At 63.3% G+C, this 17,688-nt stretch carries 16 protein-coding genes; 5 read left to right on the top strand and 11 right to left on the bottom strand.

Features of this window, described 5'->3' with window-relative positions:
* Together AC1D1N_RS01075 and AC1D1N_RS01070 are read right to left on the bottom strand one after the other, a co-directional pair.
* Window positions 1-372: a 2Fe-2S iron-sulfur cluster-binding protein gene (locus AC1D1N_RS01075; protein ID WP_111543472.1), complete on the bottom strand. Its 372-nt coding sequence runs from the start codon at window positions 370-372 to the stop codon at window positions 1-3.
* Window positions 369-1,724 (bottom strand): selenium-binding family protein, encoded by a 1,356-nt coding sequence (locus tag AC1D1N_RS01070; protein ID WP_477346192.1) that lies wholly within the window; start codon window positions 1,722-1,724, stop codon window positions 369-371. Before AC1D1N_RS01070 ends, AC1D1N_RS01075 begins: the two co-directional genes overlap by 4 nt.
* Before the next feature lie 434 nt (window positions 1,725-2,158).
* On the opposite strand from AC1D1N_RS01070, the gene AC1D1N_RS01065 reads away from it, so the two are divergent.
* Window positions 2,159-2,446 (top strand): hypothetical protein, encoded by a 288-nt coding sequence (locus tag AC1D1N_RS01065; RefSeq protein ID WP_112559599.1) that lies wholly within the window; start codon window positions 2,159-2,161, stop codon window positions 2,444-2,446.
* A 401-nt stretch (window positions 2,447-2,847) separates the two neighbouring features.
* Window positions 2,848-6,222 carry an AAA family ATPase gene (locus AC1D1N_RS01060; RefSeq protein ID WP_477346191.1) on the top strand — a complete coding sequence of 1,125 codons (3,375 nt, stop codon included), beginning with the start codon at window positions 2,848-2,850 and terminating at the stop codon, window positions 6,220-6,222.
* A gap of 168 nt (window positions 6,223-6,390) precedes the next feature.
* Here AC1D1N_RS01060 and AC1D1N_RS01055 read toward each other — a convergent pair whose 3' ends face one another.
* The 5 genes from AC1D1N_RS01055 to AC1D1N_RS01035 all read right to left on the bottom strand — a co-directional run bounded on the left by AC1D1N_RS01055 (window position 6,391) and on the right by AC1D1N_RS01035 (window position 11,353).
* Window positions 6,391-6,636, bottom strand: a complete 246-nt coding sequence (locus AC1D1N_RS01055) for a MoaD/ThiS family protein (RefSeq protein ID WP_023712829.1) — start codon at window positions 6,634-6,636, stop codon at window positions 6,391-6,393.
* A 14-nt stretch (window positions 6,637-6,650) separates the two neighbouring features.
* Window positions 6,651-8,915 carry a xanthine dehydrogenase family protein molybdopterin-binding subunit gene (locus tag AC1D1N_RS01050; protein ID WP_477346190.1) on the bottom strand — a complete coding sequence of 755 codons (2,265 nt, stop codon included), beginning with the start codon at window positions 8,913-8,915 and terminating at the stop codon, window positions 6,651-6,653.
* A gap of 3 nt (window positions 8,916-8,918) precedes the next feature.
* Window positions 8,919-9,395 (bottom strand): (2Fe-2S)-binding protein, encoded by a 477-nt coding sequence (locus tag AC1D1N_RS01045; RefSeq protein WP_477346189.1) that lies wholly within the window; start codon window positions 9,393-9,395, stop codon window positions 8,919-8,921.
* Window positions 9,395-10,255 carry an FAD binding domain-containing protein gene (locus AC1D1N_RS01040; RefSeq protein ID WP_477346188.1) on the bottom strand — a complete coding sequence of 287 codons (861 nt, stop codon included), beginning with the start codon at window positions 10,253-10,255 and terminating at the stop codon, window positions 9,395-9,397. The genes AC1D1N_RS01045 and AC1D1N_RS01040 overlap by 1 nt, the downstream gene beginning before the upstream one ends.
* Before the next feature lie 141 nt (window positions 10,256-10,396).
* A complete protein-coding gene (locus tag AC1D1N_RS01035; RefSeq protein WP_477346187.1) occupies window positions 10,397-11,353 on the bottom strand; it encodes an SDR family oxidoreductase in 957 nt (318 codons plus the stop codon).
* Window positions 11,354-11,448: 95 nt separating this feature from the next.
* On the opposite strand from AC1D1N_RS01035, the gene AC1D1N_RS01030 reads away from it, so the two are divergent.
* Window positions 11,449-12,357, top strand: a complete 909-nt coding sequence (locus tag AC1D1N_RS01030) for a LysR family transcriptional regulator (protein WP_477346186.1) — start codon at window positions 11,449-11,451, stop codon at window positions 12,355-12,357.
* Here AC1D1N_RS01030 and AC1D1N_RS01025 read toward each other — a convergent pair.
* The 3 genes from AC1D1N_RS01025 to AC1D1N_RS01015 all read right to left on the bottom strand — a co-directional run bounded on the left by AC1D1N_RS01025 (window position 12,321) and on the right by AC1D1N_RS01015 (window position 15,039).
* The gene (locus AC1D1N_RS01025) at window positions 12,321-13,496 is read right to left on the bottom strand and encodes an MFS transporter (RefSeq protein WP_477346185.1); all 1,176 of its coding nucleotides are present in this window, start codon (window positions 13,494-13,496) and stop codon (window positions 12,321-12,323) included. The genes AC1D1N_RS01030 and AC1D1N_RS01025 overlap by 37 nt on opposite strands.
* A gap of 426 nt (window positions 13,497-13,922) precedes the next feature.
* Window positions 13,923-14,231, bottom strand: a complete 309-nt coding sequence (locus AC1D1N_RS01020) for a DUF1244 domain-containing protein (RefSeq protein WP_436261740.1) — start codon at window positions 14,229-14,231, stop codon at window positions 13,923-13,925.
* Between the two features lie 10 nt (window positions 14,232-14,241).
* Window positions 14,242-15,039, bottom strand: a complete 798-nt coding sequence (locus AC1D1N_RS01015; protein ID WP_477346184.1) for an N-formylglutamate amidohydrolase — start codon at window positions 15,037-15,039, stop codon at window positions 14,242-14,244.
* Window positions 15,040-15,284: 245 nt separating this feature from the next.
* Between AC1D1N_RS01015 and AC1D1N_RS01010 the strand changes: the two genes are divergently transcribed.
* Window positions 15,285-15,773, top strand: a complete 489-nt coding sequence (locus AC1D1N_RS01010; protein ID WP_112559583.1) for a DUF1036 domain-containing protein — start codon at window positions 15,285-15,287, stop codon at window positions 15,771-15,773.
* Window positions 15,770-17,215: a pyruvate kinase gene (gene pyk, locus AC1D1N_RS01005; protein ID WP_112559582.1), complete on the top strand. Its 1,446-nt coding sequence runs from the start codon at window positions 15,770-15,772 to the stop codon at window positions 17,213-17,215. The genes AC1D1N_RS01010 and pyk overlap by 4 nt, the downstream gene beginning before the upstream one ends.
* An 8-nt stretch (window positions 17,216-17,223) precedes the next feature.
* Here the strand turns inward: pyk and AC1D1N_RS01000 are convergent, their stop codons facing one another.
* A complete protein-coding gene (locus AC1D1N_RS01000; RefSeq protein WP_477346183.1) occupies window positions 17,224-17,688 on the bottom strand; it encodes a hypothetical protein in 465 nt (154 codons plus the stop codon).

Raw genomic sequence — 17,688 nt, 5'->3', positions numbered from 1 at the left:
TCATTTCTTTGCTTCCAACGGGGTCGCAATATCGGCTTTCAATTCATGAGCGGCCAGCGGGTCAAGGAAGGGGTTGCGATAGAGCTTGTCGTGGCTCTCAACGCCGACCTCCAGCGTGCAGTCGCTCATAGGGCGGGCGACGCAGAGGATTATATAGCCATTGTTGATCTGACGGTTGTTCAGCGCTCGCTGCGCTTTTTGATCGACTTTGCCGCTGATTATTTTGGCTGCACAGGTTATGCAGCCGCCATACTTGCACCCATACGGCAGATCCACGCCCTGCTCGCGCAAGCTTTGCAAGAGGGGCTTGCGGTGATCGACGTCAAAGGCCGCACCGCCTTGATTGGCGAGAGTGATGGTGAAGCTGGTCATACCCAGATGTCGCTCGTGCAATCACCGCCGGGATAACGGGTTTCGTGGCAGCGGCTTGGTCCATTCGGTTCCTTACCAAAATCAACAACGAATAGCGGATCGATTTCCATGCCGCCGTTTTCCGTATCGCAATTGACCATTAGCATGCATCCGCCATTGGTGCGGATTTCCGGATAGAACTGATTGTCCCAGGTCGAGAAGAGTGAGGTCGTCACATAGAGGCGCTTGCCGTCGAGGCTGAGCTGTATCATCTGAGGCCCGCCAGTCACTTTCACGCCATTGACCTCAGGCGCACGGCCGAGAAGTCCGCCCATCCACACTTGTCCGGTAAGCTTGGCGTTGTGAGGGTCCGAGATGTCGTATTGACGAATGTCGCCATGCAACCAGTTGCACAGATAGAGGTATCTATCGTCCATGCTGAGCAGAATGACCGAGATCACGCCCGGTATTGGTATCGGCCATTCGGGATGCGGCTCATTGCCGACATCGACAATTTTTTCCCATTGCCAGTCACCCGCCGCGTCCTTCCACCAATGGATGATATTTGCAGAAAGGGCCGCGCCAACAAAGCCGTGACTGCTGTCGGGGTTATGATGGAATCGCACTTCCAGTGGGATCAAGCCATCTTCACCGAGATAGAATGTTTGCTTTGGCTCCTTCTTTTCAAAATCCCACAAATGGATCTCTCGGCCATATTTCAGATGACCAACCTCTTCCAGGTCAAAGCCAGGCATGAAGGTATTGGGCGCGGCCCATTCCGAGCTGACCATTACGTTGTGTCGCGGCTGGTACCAGAAATCATAACCAAACTTGATACTGCCCATGGAGTTTTCCCAGCGGCCGACAACCTCGAACTCCTTGCTGAGTTGCAAATAGCCGCCGGGGGCATTGCCCTGGGCGTCACCAAGCATGGAAACGATGATGTCCGAGCCGAGGCAATGCACCGTATGTGGCGCCGACAGGTTGGTCCTGGCTTTGATTTCAGCGCCGTCTATCACCTTGAACAGTGTCGGGCTGCGCGGATCGGTACCACAATCGACAATATGCAGATTTGACGAGCGCACACCTGGCACGATCAGATATTTCCGCTCCATGCTAGCATCGCCATGGCACGACGAACAGGCATTCCAGCCCGAGTGATGAAGCTCATCGCCAATGCCCGGCATCTGCAGACGCGAAATCACCTGGCTGTAGGTCGAACTCTCCGGGTCCACATCGATGGTGCACAGATAGTCCGGCTTCTGAATGCCCGTGCCGGTGTAGATGGCAATCGTATAGAGCAGCTTTTCGCGAGGTGCCGTCATCGCCTCGGCTGGAGAAGCATAGCCCGGTCCACAGCAATGATTGGTCATGGGTACTTCCCTTTGAACAGATCACTGGCCAGCCCCAACGGGGTCGAGTTGCAATGTTAGTGCATGCTTGGCATTGGCGCTATGGCCGGGGTGGCTTGTGAAGTGCGCACGTGATGTACAACTTGGCGACAGAGCCCCCGTGGGACGCCACGTATTGACCGCCCGAGGGTTATTGAGAACCCTTGCAGTGGCCCGGCGCTTAGAGGTCCGCTTCTGGCCTTCCGAGCCTCGAAGCCGCCGGAAGAGTCTAACACCTCGGTCCCAGGCCAATTTCCGCCTGCTGCGCTCCACGTTATTGCAAGACGTTCAAATTTGAGCTTCCGCACTCATGCTTTGTCGAGAGAATCTGCTGTAATCATTTAAACCTTCTGCGTCGTAATTTTTAGCCGTTCTGAATCGCCGCAGCGACGATGACGACGAAATAGGAGAACGCAATGACTCGCAATCACGTTGAACGTCTTGAAGAGTTTAGGGAAATCCTGGTCGCAACTCGACGCGAAGGAGTCCGTAACGTGCACCATACTCGCGACGCAATGCGGGCAAGTGGCTTTCAGATCGGGGACAGCGATGGCTCCAGCTACGGAGCCGAGCTGAAGGCGCTCCAAGAGGAAATCGAGGCAGTAGATCGCGCCATCGAAGAAGAGAAGCGGTTGGCCTTGGCCCTCGAGAGCGCGGCTCAATCCCGCCGACCGACTAAACCGAGAATTGTGAAGCGAGCATAGGGTCAGGTACGGCCCTTTGGCGCGTGTCGCGTCGATCGCCTGCGGTCTGGTGTCGGGCTTCCCGCCGCCGTGGCGGTGCAGCCGACGGTGACGGTGGAGACCACCGCGATCAGGGCTGAGAATGCAAGCAACTGATGGGGAAGTGAGCGGCGAACCGCTCTACGGCAGCGTTTGATACGGCAAGGCCCGCGAGGGGCCTTGTTGCGTTCCGGCAAGTTACGGTGAATGGCCGCCTCGCGCCTCATGTCCGCCACTGATGGCTCCTTCGTCGTCTCCCGAAAGCAGGCATTGGGCTCAGGCGGCATGATGTTCGGGTTTGACCCAAACATTCAAAACCCGGTCCTAGACAGGCTGTCTCCCCTGGTGGATCATGCGTGGGTAGGCAAGCCAGGGGCGCCACCATGGACGTCGGAGGTTGGCTGCGGAGGCTTGGCCTTGAACAGTATGAGGCCTCCTTCCGCGAGAATGAGATCGACGACACGGTCCTGCCGAGGTTGACGGCCGAGGACTTGAAGGATCTTGGTGTCGGATTTGTCGGACATCGTCGTAAGCTGCTCGACGCCATCGCAGCCTTGCGCGCTCAAGTAAGCGCACCAACATCGCTGTTATCCGATGCGCCTCAGGCAATCGACAACGCCGCGAAAGACACCGCCGAGCGCCGCCAAGTCACCGTGATGTTCTCGGACCTTGTCGGCTCGACTGCACTCTCCGCGCGAATGGACCCTGAGGATTTGCGTGAGGTGATTGCGGCCTATCAGAAGTGCGTTGCCGAGGCCGTGCGTCGCTTTGGTGGGTTTGTGGCTAAATACATGGGCGACGGCGTGCTGGTGTATTTTGGCTATCCGAAAGCGCATGAGGACGACGCAGAGCGAGCCGTGCGCGCGGGGCTGGCGGTCGTTGATTCGATCGCAAGGCTCGCGACCCCGGCACAAGCGGCGCTGGCGATACGTGTCGGCATCGCAACGGGGCTGGTGGTGGTGGGCGACCTCATCGGCGAAGGAGCGGCGCAGGAGGAAGCGGTGGTCGGCGAATCGCCAAACTTAGCGGCCCGGCTGCAAGCATTGGCGGCGCCCGGCCAGATCGTGATCCCACTCGCGACGCGCCAACTACTCGGTGGGCTGTTCGAGTTCGCCGACCTGGGCCTGCACGATCTGAAAGGGTTCGACGCCCCGATCCGCGCGTGGCGCGTGCTTCGCGAGAGTACCGCCGAGACCCGGTTCGAAGCGCGCGCGACGAGCGGCCTCGCCCCCACAGTTGGGCGCGAGCACGAGCTTGCTCTGCTTGCGGAGCTCTGGGGCAAGGCCGCGTCCGGCGAGGGGCAGGTGGTCCTGCTCTCCGGCGAGCCCGGCATCGGCAAGTCGCACCTGATTCAGGCGCTCCGCAAGCGCCTGCGGGACCGGCCGCACATCCGCATCCGCTGCCAGTGCTCACCGTTCCACGCAAATAGCGCCCTTCGCCCTTCGATTGTCCAGCTCACCCGCGCGGCTGGCTTCCATCCAGACGATTCGCCGAGCGTAAAACTCGACAAGCTAGAGCGTCTCTTGGCACGGTCCACAGACAAGGTCCGGGAAGTCGCCCCTTTGTTGTCGGCGTTTCTTTCGCTTCCGGTAGGCACCCGCTACGCACCCCTGAACCTCAGCCCTCAGCGCCAGAAGGAGCTGATCCTCGATGCTCTGGCCCGGCAGCTTATTGGCTTAGCGGCCCGCCAGCCCGTACTGATGGTTTTCGAGGATATCCACTGGATTGATCCAACTTCGCTAGAGCTTCTCGACCGATTGGTCCAGCAGATCCCCCGCCTTGCAGTACTGGCGATCTTCAGTTTCCGCCCTGAGTTCGAGCCGCGGTGGATCGACCACCCGCAGGTCACCTCGCTCACGCTGAACCGCTTAAGCCGCCGACAGGGCGTGGCCCTGGTGGAGCGGTTGACCGGGGGCAAGGCGCTGCCGGGCGGGTTGCTCGAGCAGATGGTGGCCAAGACCGACGGCGTGCCCCTGTTCCTCGAGGAGGTGACCAAGGCCGTAATTGAATCTGACGTGCTGACCGATGAAGGCGACCGCTACACACTCTCGGGCCCGCTGCCACCGTTGGCGATCCCTGCAACCCTGCAGGATTCTCTGCTGGCGCGGCTAGATCGGCTAATGACGCCAGCGCGGGAGGTCGCCCAGATTGGCGCCGCCATCGGCCGCGAATTTTCTTATGAGCTGCTGGCGGCGGTCGCGCAGCGCGAGGAACGGGAACTGCAGGGCGCCCTCGACCAACTAATCAGCGCCGAACTCGTGATCGCGCGCGGTCGGCCGCCGCACGCGACGTTCATCTTCAAGCACGCATTGGTGGGAGATGCCGCCTATTCCACCTTGCTGCGCAGTCGCCGCCAGCAGCTGCACACCCGGATCGCCCACGCGCTCGAGCAGCATTTCGGCGAGGTCGTCGAACACGAGCCCGAGATCGTGGCTCAGCACTATACGGCTGCAGGCCTCTCCCTTCAGGCCATCAGCTATTGGCAGCGCGCGGGAGAGAGCGCCAACGACCGTTCGGCCAACGATGAGGCCCAGAGCCATCTGCAGAAAGCGCTGAACTTAATCGAAACGCTCCCCGCGGGCCCGGAGCGCAAGCGACGGGAGCTCGCAGCGCTAACGGTGCTGGGCCGCGTGCTCACCGCCAAGAATGGCTACGCAAATGCCGAGGTCGAGCCGATTTATTCTCGCGCGCGCCGCCTTTGCGAGGTGATGCCAGAAGATGCGGTTGTCTTCCCGGTTCTGCTCGGCCTGGCCATCTACTCGGCCACGCGCGCCGAACTCACGGCGGCGCACGAGCTGAGCGGACGGCTTCTCGACCTTGCCCTGCAGAGTAACGATCCCGTGTGGGTGGTCGAAGCCCATTATGCTCGGGGGGTCAGCTGTTCTTGGCGCGGCGACTTCAGGGAGGCACGGAAACATCTAGAGCTGGCCTCCGAAGCGTATCGCCCACAGCGACATCGAGCTCATCTCGCCCTCTACGGCCAGGATCCCGGACCGATTTGCTTATGTCGTGGGTCAGCGGTGCTTTGGCACCTCGGCTACCCCGACCAGGCGCTGACCCGGATGGAAGACGCCCTTGTCTTGGCCGAACGATTGGCGCACCCCTTCAGCCGCGCTTACGTGCTGGTATGGGCAGCGTGGTTACGAATTTTCCGACGCGAGGTGGCCGAAGCCGAGGAGCGGATCGACCGAGCGCTCACTTTCGCGACCGAGCAGGCGTATCCCTTCTGGGTTTCCATGGCCGCCCAGCAGAAGGGATGGCTCTCGGCGAAGCAGGGCCAGAAGGAGCGAGCGATCGCCCAAATTGAGGATAGCCTGGCCCGGATGCAGGCCGTCGGAACGCAAGTGACGCAGGCGTACACGATGGGATTCCTCGGGGAGGTGCTCGGGAGTGTCAATCGCGCGTCGGACGGCGTGCGCCTGATCGATCGGGCTCTCGACCAGGTGAGCCGGACCCGCGAGCAGTGGTGCGACGCCGAATTGCTGCGGCTCCGAGGTGCTATATTGGCTGCCGCGGAACCAAGCGATTGCCAGGAGGCTGAAATCTCGTTCCGCCAAGCGATCGAACGGTCTCGCAAGCAAGGTGCCAAATCCTGGGAGCTGCGCGCCGCCACATCGCTTGCGCGCCTTTTGGCCGAACAGGGCAAGCGCGCCGAGGCGCACGACCTGCTCGCGCCGACCTACGGCTGGTTCACCGAAGGCTTCGACACGATCGATTTGAAAGAGGCTAAGACCTTGCTCGACAAGCTGCGGGCATGATGACGCACATGCTAGACATGCAATGTCCGGTCCAGGCGCAAAACAGCCGCCGATGTGCTGGGCGCGAAGGTCGGCTTTCAGTTCAATCGGCCCAAAAGCGGTTCTTCCGCTCTCGGCCCAACCACGACGTTCGAGGCCTTGATGCTAGCCGATGGCGGGGCGGTCCCGTCACCCCCCTGCCAATCTTGGCAGCAGAAATATCTCTGCGCCCTGCGGTAGTTCCTTCGACCACGTATCGCGATAGATCGTGCCGTCGATCGCCACCGCGATGCCCTTCTCGATCCAGGGCTCGATGCCGGGATACTGTTCAGCCAGTTTCCTGAACAGCTCCCTGATATCCTTGGCCTCGACCTCGACCTTGCTCTGGCCGCCGGCGAGCTGGCCGAGGGCGCCCCAGAGCGTGACTTCGACCATTGCCAGACCTCGCTCTAACCTCCCCGTTCCGCCTCGATCGCGGCGAGAACCCGTGGCGGCGACATCGGGATGTGGGTCATGCGCACGCCGGCGGCATTCGACATCGCATTGGCGATCGCCGCCAGCGGCGGCACGATCGAGGTTTCGCCGACGCCCCGCACGCCATAGGGGTGGTTGGGGTTGGGGATCTCGAGGATCTGGGTGTCGATCATCGGCAGGTCCGAGCAGACCGGGATGCGGTAGTCGAGGAAGCCGGCGTTCTGGAGACGCCCGTCCTTGCCGTAGATATATTCCTCGTTGAGCGCCCAGCCGATGCCTTGCGCGGCGCCGCCCTGGTATTGTCCCTCGACATAGGTCGGGTGCACCGCCTTGCCGGCATCCTGGATCACCGTGTAGCGGATCACGCGCGCGGCACCCGTCTCGGGGTCGACCTCGATGTCGCAGATATGGGTGGCGAAGGAGACGCCGGCGCCGTCGGCGACGAGCTCGCTGTGGCCGGCGATCGGGCCGCCGGTCTTGCCGGAAGCGGCGGCGATCTCCTTGAGCGAGAGTGCTGCAAGGTTGCCGTATTTCTCGCCCTTGGCGATGGCGTGGCCGTTTTCCCAGACTACGTCGTCGACCGGGATGTCCCACATCTGCGCGGCGCGGTCGCGCAGGATCTTGATCGCGTTGCGGGCGGCCGAGATCGTCGCCATCGAGGACGAGAAGGTGCCGCGGCTGCCGTCGGTCATGTCGTTGTAACCGAGGGAAGACGTGTCGGCGACAACAGCCTTGACCTGCTCATAGGCAATGCCGAGTTCCTCCGCCGCCACCAGTGACAGCGACGCGCGCGAGCCGCCGACGTCGACGGTGCCGACGGCCAGCGAGACCGAGCCGTCCATGCCGATGTTGAGGTCGGTGCAGGTCTGGCCGCCGAAGTTGAACCAGAAGCCGCAGGCCATGCCGCGGCCCTGGTTTTTGGCCAGCGGCGCCTTCATGTGCGGATGGGTCTTCGCCGCCTCCAGCGTCGGGCCGATGCCGATCGGGCCGTAGACCGGGCCGTAGGAGGATCTCGTGCCTTCCTGCGCGGCGTTCTTGATGCGGAACTCGACCGGATCCATGCCGAGCTCCTTGGCCAGCTCGTCGACGGCACTTTCCACGGCGAACGCCGCCATCGGAGCCGAGGGTGCGCGATAGGCCGCCGTCTTCGGCCGGTTGACCAGCACTTCGAAGCCCACGGTCTTGACGTTATCGAGCTTGTAGCAGGCAAACGCCGTCATGGCGCCGATCTCGGCCCAGGTGCCGGCATAGGGGCCGCTGGAATAGCGCAGTGTCGCCTCGGCGGCGGTGATGGTGCCGTCCTTGCGGGCGCCGATCTTCACGTCGATCGAGGTCGCGCTGGTCGGGCCCGAGGCGCGGAACACCTCGTCGCGGGTCATCACCAGTTTCACCGGCCGGCCTGCCTTGCGCGACAAAGCCAGCGCCACCGGTTCAGCCCAGACATGGGTCTTGCCGCCGAAGCCGCCGCCGATCTCCGACGAGGTGACGCGCAGCTTCGAGGCTTCCAGCCCGAGCAGCTGGGCGCAGTGCTGGCGGTAGACGAAATGTCCTTGCGTGCAGACCCAGAGGTCCGCGGTGCCGTCGGACGAGACGTTCGCCACGCAGGCATGCGGCTCGATATAGCCTTGATGCGTCTGCTCGGTCTTGAACGAGCGCTCGACGATGAAATCGGCATGTCCGAAACCCTGATGGACATCGCCATGGCCGAACTGGCTGCGCTTGGTGACGTTGGACGGTTTTTTCGGCTTTTCCTCGAGGCCCTCGGTGAAGATCGTGTCGTTGATCAGCGGGGCGGTGTGCTTCATCGCCTCGTCGACATCGGTGACATGCGGCAAAAGCTCGTAGTCGACCTCGATGAGCTTCAGCGCCTGCCGCGCCGTGCGGGCATCGACAGCCGCGACCGCGGCCACGGCGTGGCCGTCATAGAGCGCCTTGCTGCGCGCCATGCAGTTGTCGAGGACGTCATACATGGCGGCATCGCCATCGGTGAGGTCCGGCAGGTCGGCGGCGGTGATCACCGCTTTCACGCCGGCCAGCTTTTCGGCTTTCGAGGTGTCGATCTTCAGGATCTTCGCGTGGGCATGCGGGCTGCGCAGAACACGCCCGACCAGCTGCCCCGCCATGTTGAAGTCGGCGCCGTAGCGCGCACGTCCCGTCACCTTGTCGATGCCGTCGGGCCGGATAGGGCGGGTGCCGACGGATGCGAATTTGCGGCCTGAAAAGCGCGGATCGAAATTCATGGCTTACGCTCCCTTCATCACATTAGCCGCGTCCTGGACGGCGCGCACGATCTTGTCGTAGCCGGTGCAGCGGCAGAGATTGCCGGCGAGGCCGAAGCGGATCTCCTCTTCGGTCGGATCGGGGTTCTTGGCCAGAAGGTCCTTCGCCGCGATCAAAAAACCCGGCGTGCAGATGCCGCATTGCAGGGCCGCATGCTCGAGGAACTTCTGCTGCAGCGTGTGCAGCTGGTCGCCATGCGCCATGCCCTCGACGGTCTCGACAATTCGGCCCTCGGCTTCCGCGCCGAGCACCAGGCACGAGCAGACCAGCCGGTTGTCGAGGATAATGCTGCAGGCGCCGCAGTCGCCGGTGCCGCAGCCTTCCTTGGCGCCGGTCAGCCCGAGCCGGTCGCGCAGGACGTCGAGCAACGTCTCGTCGGGTTGGCAAAGGTACTCGACGTGATCGCCATTGATTGTCGTTGAAACTGCTACACCGGCCATCATTTGCCTCCTGCACGTGTATAGGCGGTCGTCGCGGCACGTCTGGCCAGCACGCCCGCAACTTTTCGCCTGAACTCGATGGTGCCGCGCTTGTCGTCGATGGGCCGGCAGGCCCCCGCGCAGACCTTGGCGAGCCGCTCGAGCGCTGCTTCATCGAGCTTCCGGCCGATAAGGGCCTCGGCAGCCTCCTCGACCAGAAGCACTGTCGGGGCCGCGGCGCCCAGCGCCACGCGGGCGGCTGTGATGACACCATGTTCGTCGAGCGTCAGGTTCACGCCGGCGCTGACCACGGCGATGTCCATCTCGGTGCGTGGAATGAACCGGAGATAGGCATCGCCCGAACGCGGCGCTTGGCTGTCGAGCAGGATCGCCTCGATGATCTCGCCTTTGCCCAGCGATGTCTTTCCAGGCCCGATCGGCACCGCCTCCACGGCAATCGTGCGCTTGCCGGAAGGACCGGCAAGCACTGCCTTTGCGCCGGCCGCCACCAAAGCCGGTACGCTGTCGGCGGCCGGCGAGGCGTTGCAGAGATTACCGGTTATCGTACAACGGCCCTGGACCTGCTTCGAGCCGATCAGCTTTGCCGCTTCGACGACGCCGGGCCAAGCCTTCTTCAGCGCTGAGTTTTCTCCCAGCACCGCGCAGGGAACAGCCGCGCCGATGCTGAAGCCGTCGGCCGTCTCCCGGATCTCGCTCAAGCCTTCGATTGCCTTGATGTCGACGATCAGGTCGGGCTCGACGAAGCCGCCCTTCATCCTCACCAGGAGGTCGCTGCCTCCGGCAAGAATGGCTGATGTGCCGGAAGCGCCGGCCAGCAGGCCAACGGCATCTTCGATTGAAAGCGGACGTATGTAACGCATCGTCTCCCCTTGGTCATCGTGATCTCGCCGACCGTTATAAACAGTCTCCTCACAATGACCATCCGGTTGCTCATTTCCGCGATTGGGCCAGGTGCGAGTTGGGTTCCATGCCAAGCGTGGCTGACGCCCTACACTGTATGCCTACGCTGCATCTTTTGCACGAGGGGCGGTGATGCCGATGTCATCGAGCGCCTCTGCCACAGCCTGATTCAGCGGGGTGTGCGGAATCTCGCCGATGATGCCTTCCAGCCGGTCGGACACGAGCCGGTGCGGTTCGAAGCGGAGATAAGACATCGAGACGATCTCGCGCCACATCGCCACGAACGGGCTGCCGGCGCGCAGCACCCACCAGGGCATGAAGGTCAGCTTCAGCGGACAGCCCAGTGCCTTCTCGGCGGCTTCCTTGATGTCCATGTCGGTGACGGCATGACCGGGGAAGTTGAGCGCTTCGTAGAAACCGAGCTTGCCCTGATTGCGCGCGAGCCCGACGAAGGCCACCGCGAAGTCCGGCAGATAGGCCCATTCATGCACGAGGTTGGCCGGGCCGGGCGCGGTGTAGACGCACTTGTTCATCTTGGCGGCGACGACCAGGTCGAACCACGATCCGCTGCCGGTGCCGCCGAAGAAATCGCCGGCCCGCAAAATGATGGTGCGGACCCGGCCGGCGTCGGCCTCGCGGCCAAATAGCGCTTCCATGGCGCAGCGGATGCGGCCCTTCTCGGTGGTCGGGCGGAACGGCGTGTCTTCGGTGACGACCTGAGGCATCGGCGAGCCATAGTTGTAGACGGTGCCGGGGAAGAGATGCAGCGCGCCGTTGGCATGGCAGGCGGCCATGACGTTTTCGGCCATCGGCAGGCATTTGCCCCAGTCGGTGTAGATCGGGTTGAGGCCGTTGAAGACGATGTCGACGCCCTCGGTGGCGCTGATCAGCGCCTCGCGGTCGAGCGCGTCGCCGGCAACGGCGGTGGCTCCCTCCAATTCGGTGGGCACTTTGCCTGTGCGGGTGACGGCGCGGACGTCGAAGCCGGCGTCAATGAAAGCCTTGCCAACCACGCGGCCGAGCCGGCCATTGGCGCCCAGAATTGCGATCTTGGTCATCTTTCGTCTCCGTGTTTGTGTTTGCAGGTCGAGTATGATGCCTCCACATTCGAATGAAAATTGACTACGGATGCAGTTTTGATATTCATAAATGAATGAATGAAATCGACTGGAACCTGATCAAGAGCTTCGTCACGGTGGCGGAAACCGGCAGCCTGTCGGCCGCGGCGCGAAAGCTGTCGGCCAGCCAGCCGACGCTTGGGCGCCACATCGGTGAGCTCGAACAGGCGCTCGGCGTCACCCTGTTCCGGCGCGGGCGGCGCGGCTATGCGCTGACGGAAGCCGGCGCCACGCTGTTCGAGCGCGGCAAGGCGGTGAGCGAGCAGGCAAGCGCCTTTTCGCTGCTGGCGCTGGGCTCGGTCGAGGCGATCGAAGGCACGGTGCGCATTGCCGCCAGCGAGGTGGTGGCCGCCTATGTGCTGCCGAAGATGACGGCGCGGCTCGGCATCGAGGAGCCCGGCATCGAGGTCGAGATCGTCGCCTCCAACCAGGTCGAGAACCTGCTAAGGCGCGATGCCGACATCGCCATCCGCATGGTCAAGCCGGCACAGAACGAGCTGACGGCGCGCAAGGTCTGCGACATTCCGCTCTGCTGCTGCGCGGCCAAATCCTATCTCGACCGGCGCGGCCGCCCGCTCAAGCCCGCCGACCTTGTCGACCATCCGCTGATCGGCTTCGACCGCAGCGACGAAATGATCCGCGGCTTTACCCAGTTCGGCATCCCGGTCACCCGTGGCAATTTTCGTTTCAGGACCGACAATCAGATCGTCCTGTGGGAGGCGTTGCGGGCGGGAAACGGCATTGGCCTCGGCCAGGAGCCGCTGGCCGACAGCGACCCATTGCTGGAAAAACTCCTGCCGGGCATGCCGTTGCCCAGCCTGCCGGTGTGGCTGGCCATGCATCGCGATGTGCGCACCAGCGTGCGCATCCGCCGCGTCGCCGATTTCCTCTACGAGGAGCTGAAGCGCTATTCGGCGGGAGCGGCCGCGAATTCGGCGCGGTGAGCGAGCCCGGCCATCAAGAGCACGACGATCAATAGCCCCGACATGGCGACAAAGATCGGCCCAAAGCTCAAATGCTCGGCGACGAAGCCGATCGCCGACGGCGCCACCAATATGCCGGAATAGCCCATTGTCGTGACCACGCTCATGCCGGTGCCCGACGACATGCCTTCCTGGTTGCCGCCGGCCGAAAAGATGATCGGCACCATGTTGGCGATGCCGAAGCCGCAGAGGGCAAAGGCCGCGATGGCGACCCAGGGCGAAGGCGACAGGCCGGCGATCAGCATGCCGGCGGCGGCGACAACCGCCGAGCCGCGCAGCGTCGCCACCGCGCCGAAGCGGTTGCGCACGCCGTCGCCGAAAAAGCGCATGATCGCCATGACGCCTGAGAAGGCGGCGTAGGCAAGACCGGCAATGGCGAGATCGGCGCCGAGTTCCTGCCGCAGATAAAGCGCCGCCCAGTCGAGCACCGCACCCTCGGAAATCATCGTCAGCAGCGCCATCAGCCCGACCAGATAGACCAGTGGATTGGACGGCAGCGCAAATTTATGATGCTCGGCGGCCTGCGGCTTGTCCTCGGCGATGAGGTAGCCGACCGCCACGGCTATGACGGCAAAAGCGATGACCGTGACGACAGCCGCATGGGCGAGATGGCCGTAAGTCTGGATGGCGTAACCGCCGAGACCGCCGCCGGCGAAACCGCCAAGGCTCCAGAAGCCATGCGACGACGACATGATGGCGCGGGACAGCCTTCTTTCCACCACCACGGCATTGGCGTTCATGGCGACATCCATGCCGCCGATCGAGCCGCCGAAGATGACCATGGCGGTCGCCGCCAGCGGCACGTTGGGCGCCAGCGCCACGACGAGCAGGCCGAGGCTGCCGCACAGGCCGAACCAGCGCAGCACGGTTCGTGAGCCATGCCTGGAGATCAGATGGCCGCACCAGCTCATGGCCGCGACCGCACCGACGCCGAACAACAGGATCAGCAGGCCGAGCGTGAATTTTGTGATGTCGAGCCGGGTCAGGAACACCGGAATCTGCGGCGCCCAGCTGCCAGTCAGGAAGCCGTTGGCGAGGAAGATGCTTGCTACGGCCCATCGCCCGTGAATGGCGCCCTGCATGGTGTTTTGCGCGTCCATGGGTTCGAATCCGGTCAAAAATGGCTTTGCGCGGCAAATTAGATCGATTCAATTTGCAGTCAAGCGCTGTGGTTGAGGAAATGCTTGGACCAAAGGGCCAATGGAGTCGGTACCGTTCGATGGACCATCAGACGTTGGAGATTGGCGAAAAACTCCCCATCCCTTCGTCATCCACGGGCGGAGCAAGGAGCGTAGCGACGCGGCGCAGACCCGAGGATCCATTCCGTGCCGTCTGTGCGATGCTACGGCGCAGAATCAGGCCTGGTGAGCGCAACCATCATTCTGAGCCGCTGTGTCCGTGCCGGCCCTCGCGGCATGGATCCTAGGGTTTCCGCGACGTCGCTGCTCCACCCTAGGGTGACGAAGTCGCGTAGGGCTCCGCCAATCGCGGGCGCGTGGACGCCTATAAGCGTTGCCCGCCGGGCGCTAATGATCCCTGGGTCGCCTCGCCTCGAACTCGGCCTTCTTGGCGTCCGAAGCCTCTGTCTGGTTCAGCGCCTGCCAGTCGGCATAGGGCATGCCGTAGACGATTTCGCGCGACTGATCCTTGCCGAGGTCGACGCCCTCGGCATTGGCGGCCTCGCGATACCAGTTCGACAGGCAGTTGCGGCAGAAGCCGGCGAGGTTCATCAGGTCGATGTTCTGGACGTCGCTGCGCTCGCGCAGATGGTCGACCAGCCGGCGGAAGGCGGCGGCCTCGAAATCGCGTTTCTGTTCGTCGCTGAGCTCGGTCATGTCTTGATCCTCACAGCGGCCCGGTGCGCGAGCCGAACATCTTCACGTCATGTATATCGGGACGACGATCGATGGCGTCAACGATCGGCGCCAGCCGTTCAGCCCACGCGATCGCACCCTTCTGATCAGCGATCAGGTCCTGACGGATCTCGATCAGCGCATGGGGAAAGCCGTTGACGATGGCGTGCTTGAACATGGTGTCGCCGCGCAGCGCGCCATCATAGGGTTCGTTGTCGCCGACGACGAGGTTTCTGTCCTGCGCCAGCATGTCGATCAGCGGCCGCGCCACGCGGTCGTCGAGGTCCCAAAGGATGCCGACATGCCAGGGCCTCGCAATGCCTTGCATGGCCGGCGTGAAGGAATGCACCGAGAAGATGAAAGGCGCTTTGCCTGAAGCCTGCGCCACCGAGGCGATCATGGCGCCGACCGCGTCGTGATAGGGCCGGTAGAAGCCGTCGAGCCGCCTTTCGCGTTCTTCCGGTGCCATCGGGTAGTTTCCCGGCACCACGGTGCCGTCATAGAGCTGACGGATCAGTGTCGGGTCGTCCTCGCCGCGATTGGGGTCGATCAGCAGGCGCGAATAATTGGCGATCACCGCCGGCACGTCGAGCGCTGCCGCCAGCTCGCGCGTCACCGTCTCGACGCCGATGTCGTAGGCGATGTGGCGCTCGAGTTCCGCCGCCGGCAGGCCGAGGCTGCCATACTCCTCCGGCAGGTCGCGCCGGGCATGGTCGGCGACAAGCACGATGCCTCGCTTGCGGTCGCCCTCGACAAGATCGAAAGGCGCGAAAACTGTGGATCGGGTCATTGGCTGAAAAGGTCTGTTCGCTGGCTTCCGGGGAGGGTGGTATCGTCATTCCACGAAGAGGACGCTGGCGCAATGCCGTTGTTTGGCCACGGTTTCTGCGAAAATCCGGTCACGCGCGGCAGATTGCGTGTCGGGGGCTTTTCTAAATCGATTGGAATTGGACAGAACGGCGCGTTGACATGCGCCCGGACTTTTCCGAAAAGGGGCGTTGAGAGATGCAGATGACGTTGTTGAGGGGTTTCGGGATGGGTTCCGCCGGCAGGCCGCGTGCGCGCAGCGCCTTTGCCGTGCCGCTCCTGACCTTGACCGTGGGGCTTACCGCGCTGGTCGCGGCCTCGCCCGCCCGGGCCGATTTCCGCGTCTGCAACGCCACGCAGAACCTGGTCGGCGTCGGCATCGGCTACCGCGCCAAGGCCGGCTGGATCACCGAGGGCTGGTGGCACATCGAAGGATCGAGCTGCAAGACGCTGATCGAAGGGCCGCTGTCATCAAGGTTTTACTATCTTTATGCAGAAGACGCCGAGCGTGGCGGGCGTTGGGATGGCCCGATCAACATGTGCGTGGCCGAAAAAGAGTTCAAGATCGCCGGCGTTACCGATTGCGTCGCCCGGGGCTTCCAGCGCGCCGGATTCCAGGAATATGACACGGGCGAGCAGGCAAGCTGGATGGTCCAGCTGACCGATGAGTCCACAACGGGAGGCGCACCAGCCGCCCCGGGAACAAACAGTCAATGAGACGTAGCCGCAAGGTCAAGATCCTCGCCACCATCGGTCCGGCCTCCTCGTCCGAGGAGATGCTGCAGAAGCTGTTCGAAGCCGGCGCCGATGTCTTCCGCATCAATATGAGCCACACCGACCATGAGCTGATGCGCACGCTGGTCGGTCGCATACGCGCCGTCGAGGAAAAGGTCGGCCGTCCGATCGGCATCCTGGCCGATCTGCAGGGGCCGAAGCTGCGCGTCGGCAAGTTCGCCAACGGCAAGGAGGTGCTGACGGCTGGCCAGACCTTCACGCTCGACAACAATCCCGAGCCCGGCAATTCGACCAGGGTCTACCTGCCACATCCCGAAATCCTGAGCTCGGTCGAGGCCGGCCACCGTCTGTTGATCGACGACGGCAAGCTGGAGCTCAAGGCTCTGAAGAGCGATGGCAAGTCGATCACCTGCACGGTGGTCGCCGGCACGACGATTTCCGACAAGAAGGGCGTCAGCCTGCCCGACACCGACCTGCCGGTCGGTGCGCTGACCGAGAAGGACCGTAAGGACCTCGATGCGGTGCTGGCGGCAAGCGTCGACTGGGTGGCGCTGTCCTTCGTGCAGCGGCCGGAAGATCTTGCCGAAGCCCGCAAGATCGCGCGCGGCCGGGCGCTGATCATGGCCAAGATCGAAAAGCCGCAGGCCGTCGCCCGGCTGGCCGAAATCATCGAATTGTCCGACGCGCTGATGGTCGCGCGCGGCGATCTCGGCGTGGAAATGCCGCTGGAAGCCGTGCCCGGCATCCAGAAGCAGATCACGCGCGCCGCGCGCCGTGCCGGCAAACCGGTTGTGGTCGCCACGCAGATGCTGGAATCGATGATCACCGCCCCGGTGCCGACCCGTGCCGAAGTGTCCGACGTATCGATTGCCGTGTTCGAGGGCGCCGACGCCATCATGCTTTCGGCCGAGTCGGCGGCCGGCGCCTATCCGGTCGAGGCGGTGGCGATGATGAACCGCATCGCCACCAAGGTCGAAACCGACCCGACCTATGCCGGCATCATCAACGCGCAGCGCTCGGAGCCGGAAGCGACCGGCGCCGACGCCATTTCGCTCGCCGCGCGCGAGATCGCCGAGACGCTGAAACTGTCGGCGATCATCACCTATACGGCGTCGGGCACCACCGGCCTTCGCGCCGCGCGCGAGCGGCCGCAAGTGCCGATCATCGCCCTGTCGCCGATCCTCAACACGGCGCGGCGGCTGTCGCTGCTGTGGGGCACACATTGCGTCGTCTCGCCCGATGCCGTTGATCTCGACGACATGGTCGACCGCGCCTGCCGCATTGCTTTCGAAGAGGGGTTTGGCCAGCCGGGCGATAGGGTCATCATCACGGCAGGCGTGCCGCTGAGGACGCCGGGTTCGACCAACATGTTGCGCATCGCCTATGTCGGATCGGACGCGCAGGTCAGCCGCAACATAGGCTGAGAGAGGCTTCAACGCGTCGCAGTTCGCAGCGCTCTTGCCGCGGCTTCGGCGTGATCAATGCGCCGAAGGAAGCGGCGAGCCCGGGGAACGGGGTCGTGCAGGTACTGGTCCGGACCCAGTATCTTTCGCCGGTTGAGTTCGACTGTGTCGAGAAGATCGAAATCGACCCTGGTGACTGAGCAGTGCCATCCGGGGCTGCAAGAAGCCCAGCCTCTTCTGTGGTGTTCCAGCAGCCGCTCACGGGCTGAGTAACCATGGTAGTCGAACGCGATCACGCCGTTGGTCACATAGATGTGGTTTCCGGAAAAGCCCTCGCCTGGAATGATCCGTTCGCCGTAAAATCCTTCCAGAGGAGGGTGCTCGAGAAAGGCGCCTGCGAGAATGGCGCAGCCGCCATGGCCGAAGAAGATGCGGTCCGGCAATGCCCATCGCTTCTCCGGGTTTTTCTTGATGCCGTGCTTCAGGACATACAT

It is taken from the genome of Mesorhizobium sp. P2_B5 (assembly GCF_056404775.1).
This window is presented reverse-complemented; position numbering and strand designations above follow the sequence as displayed.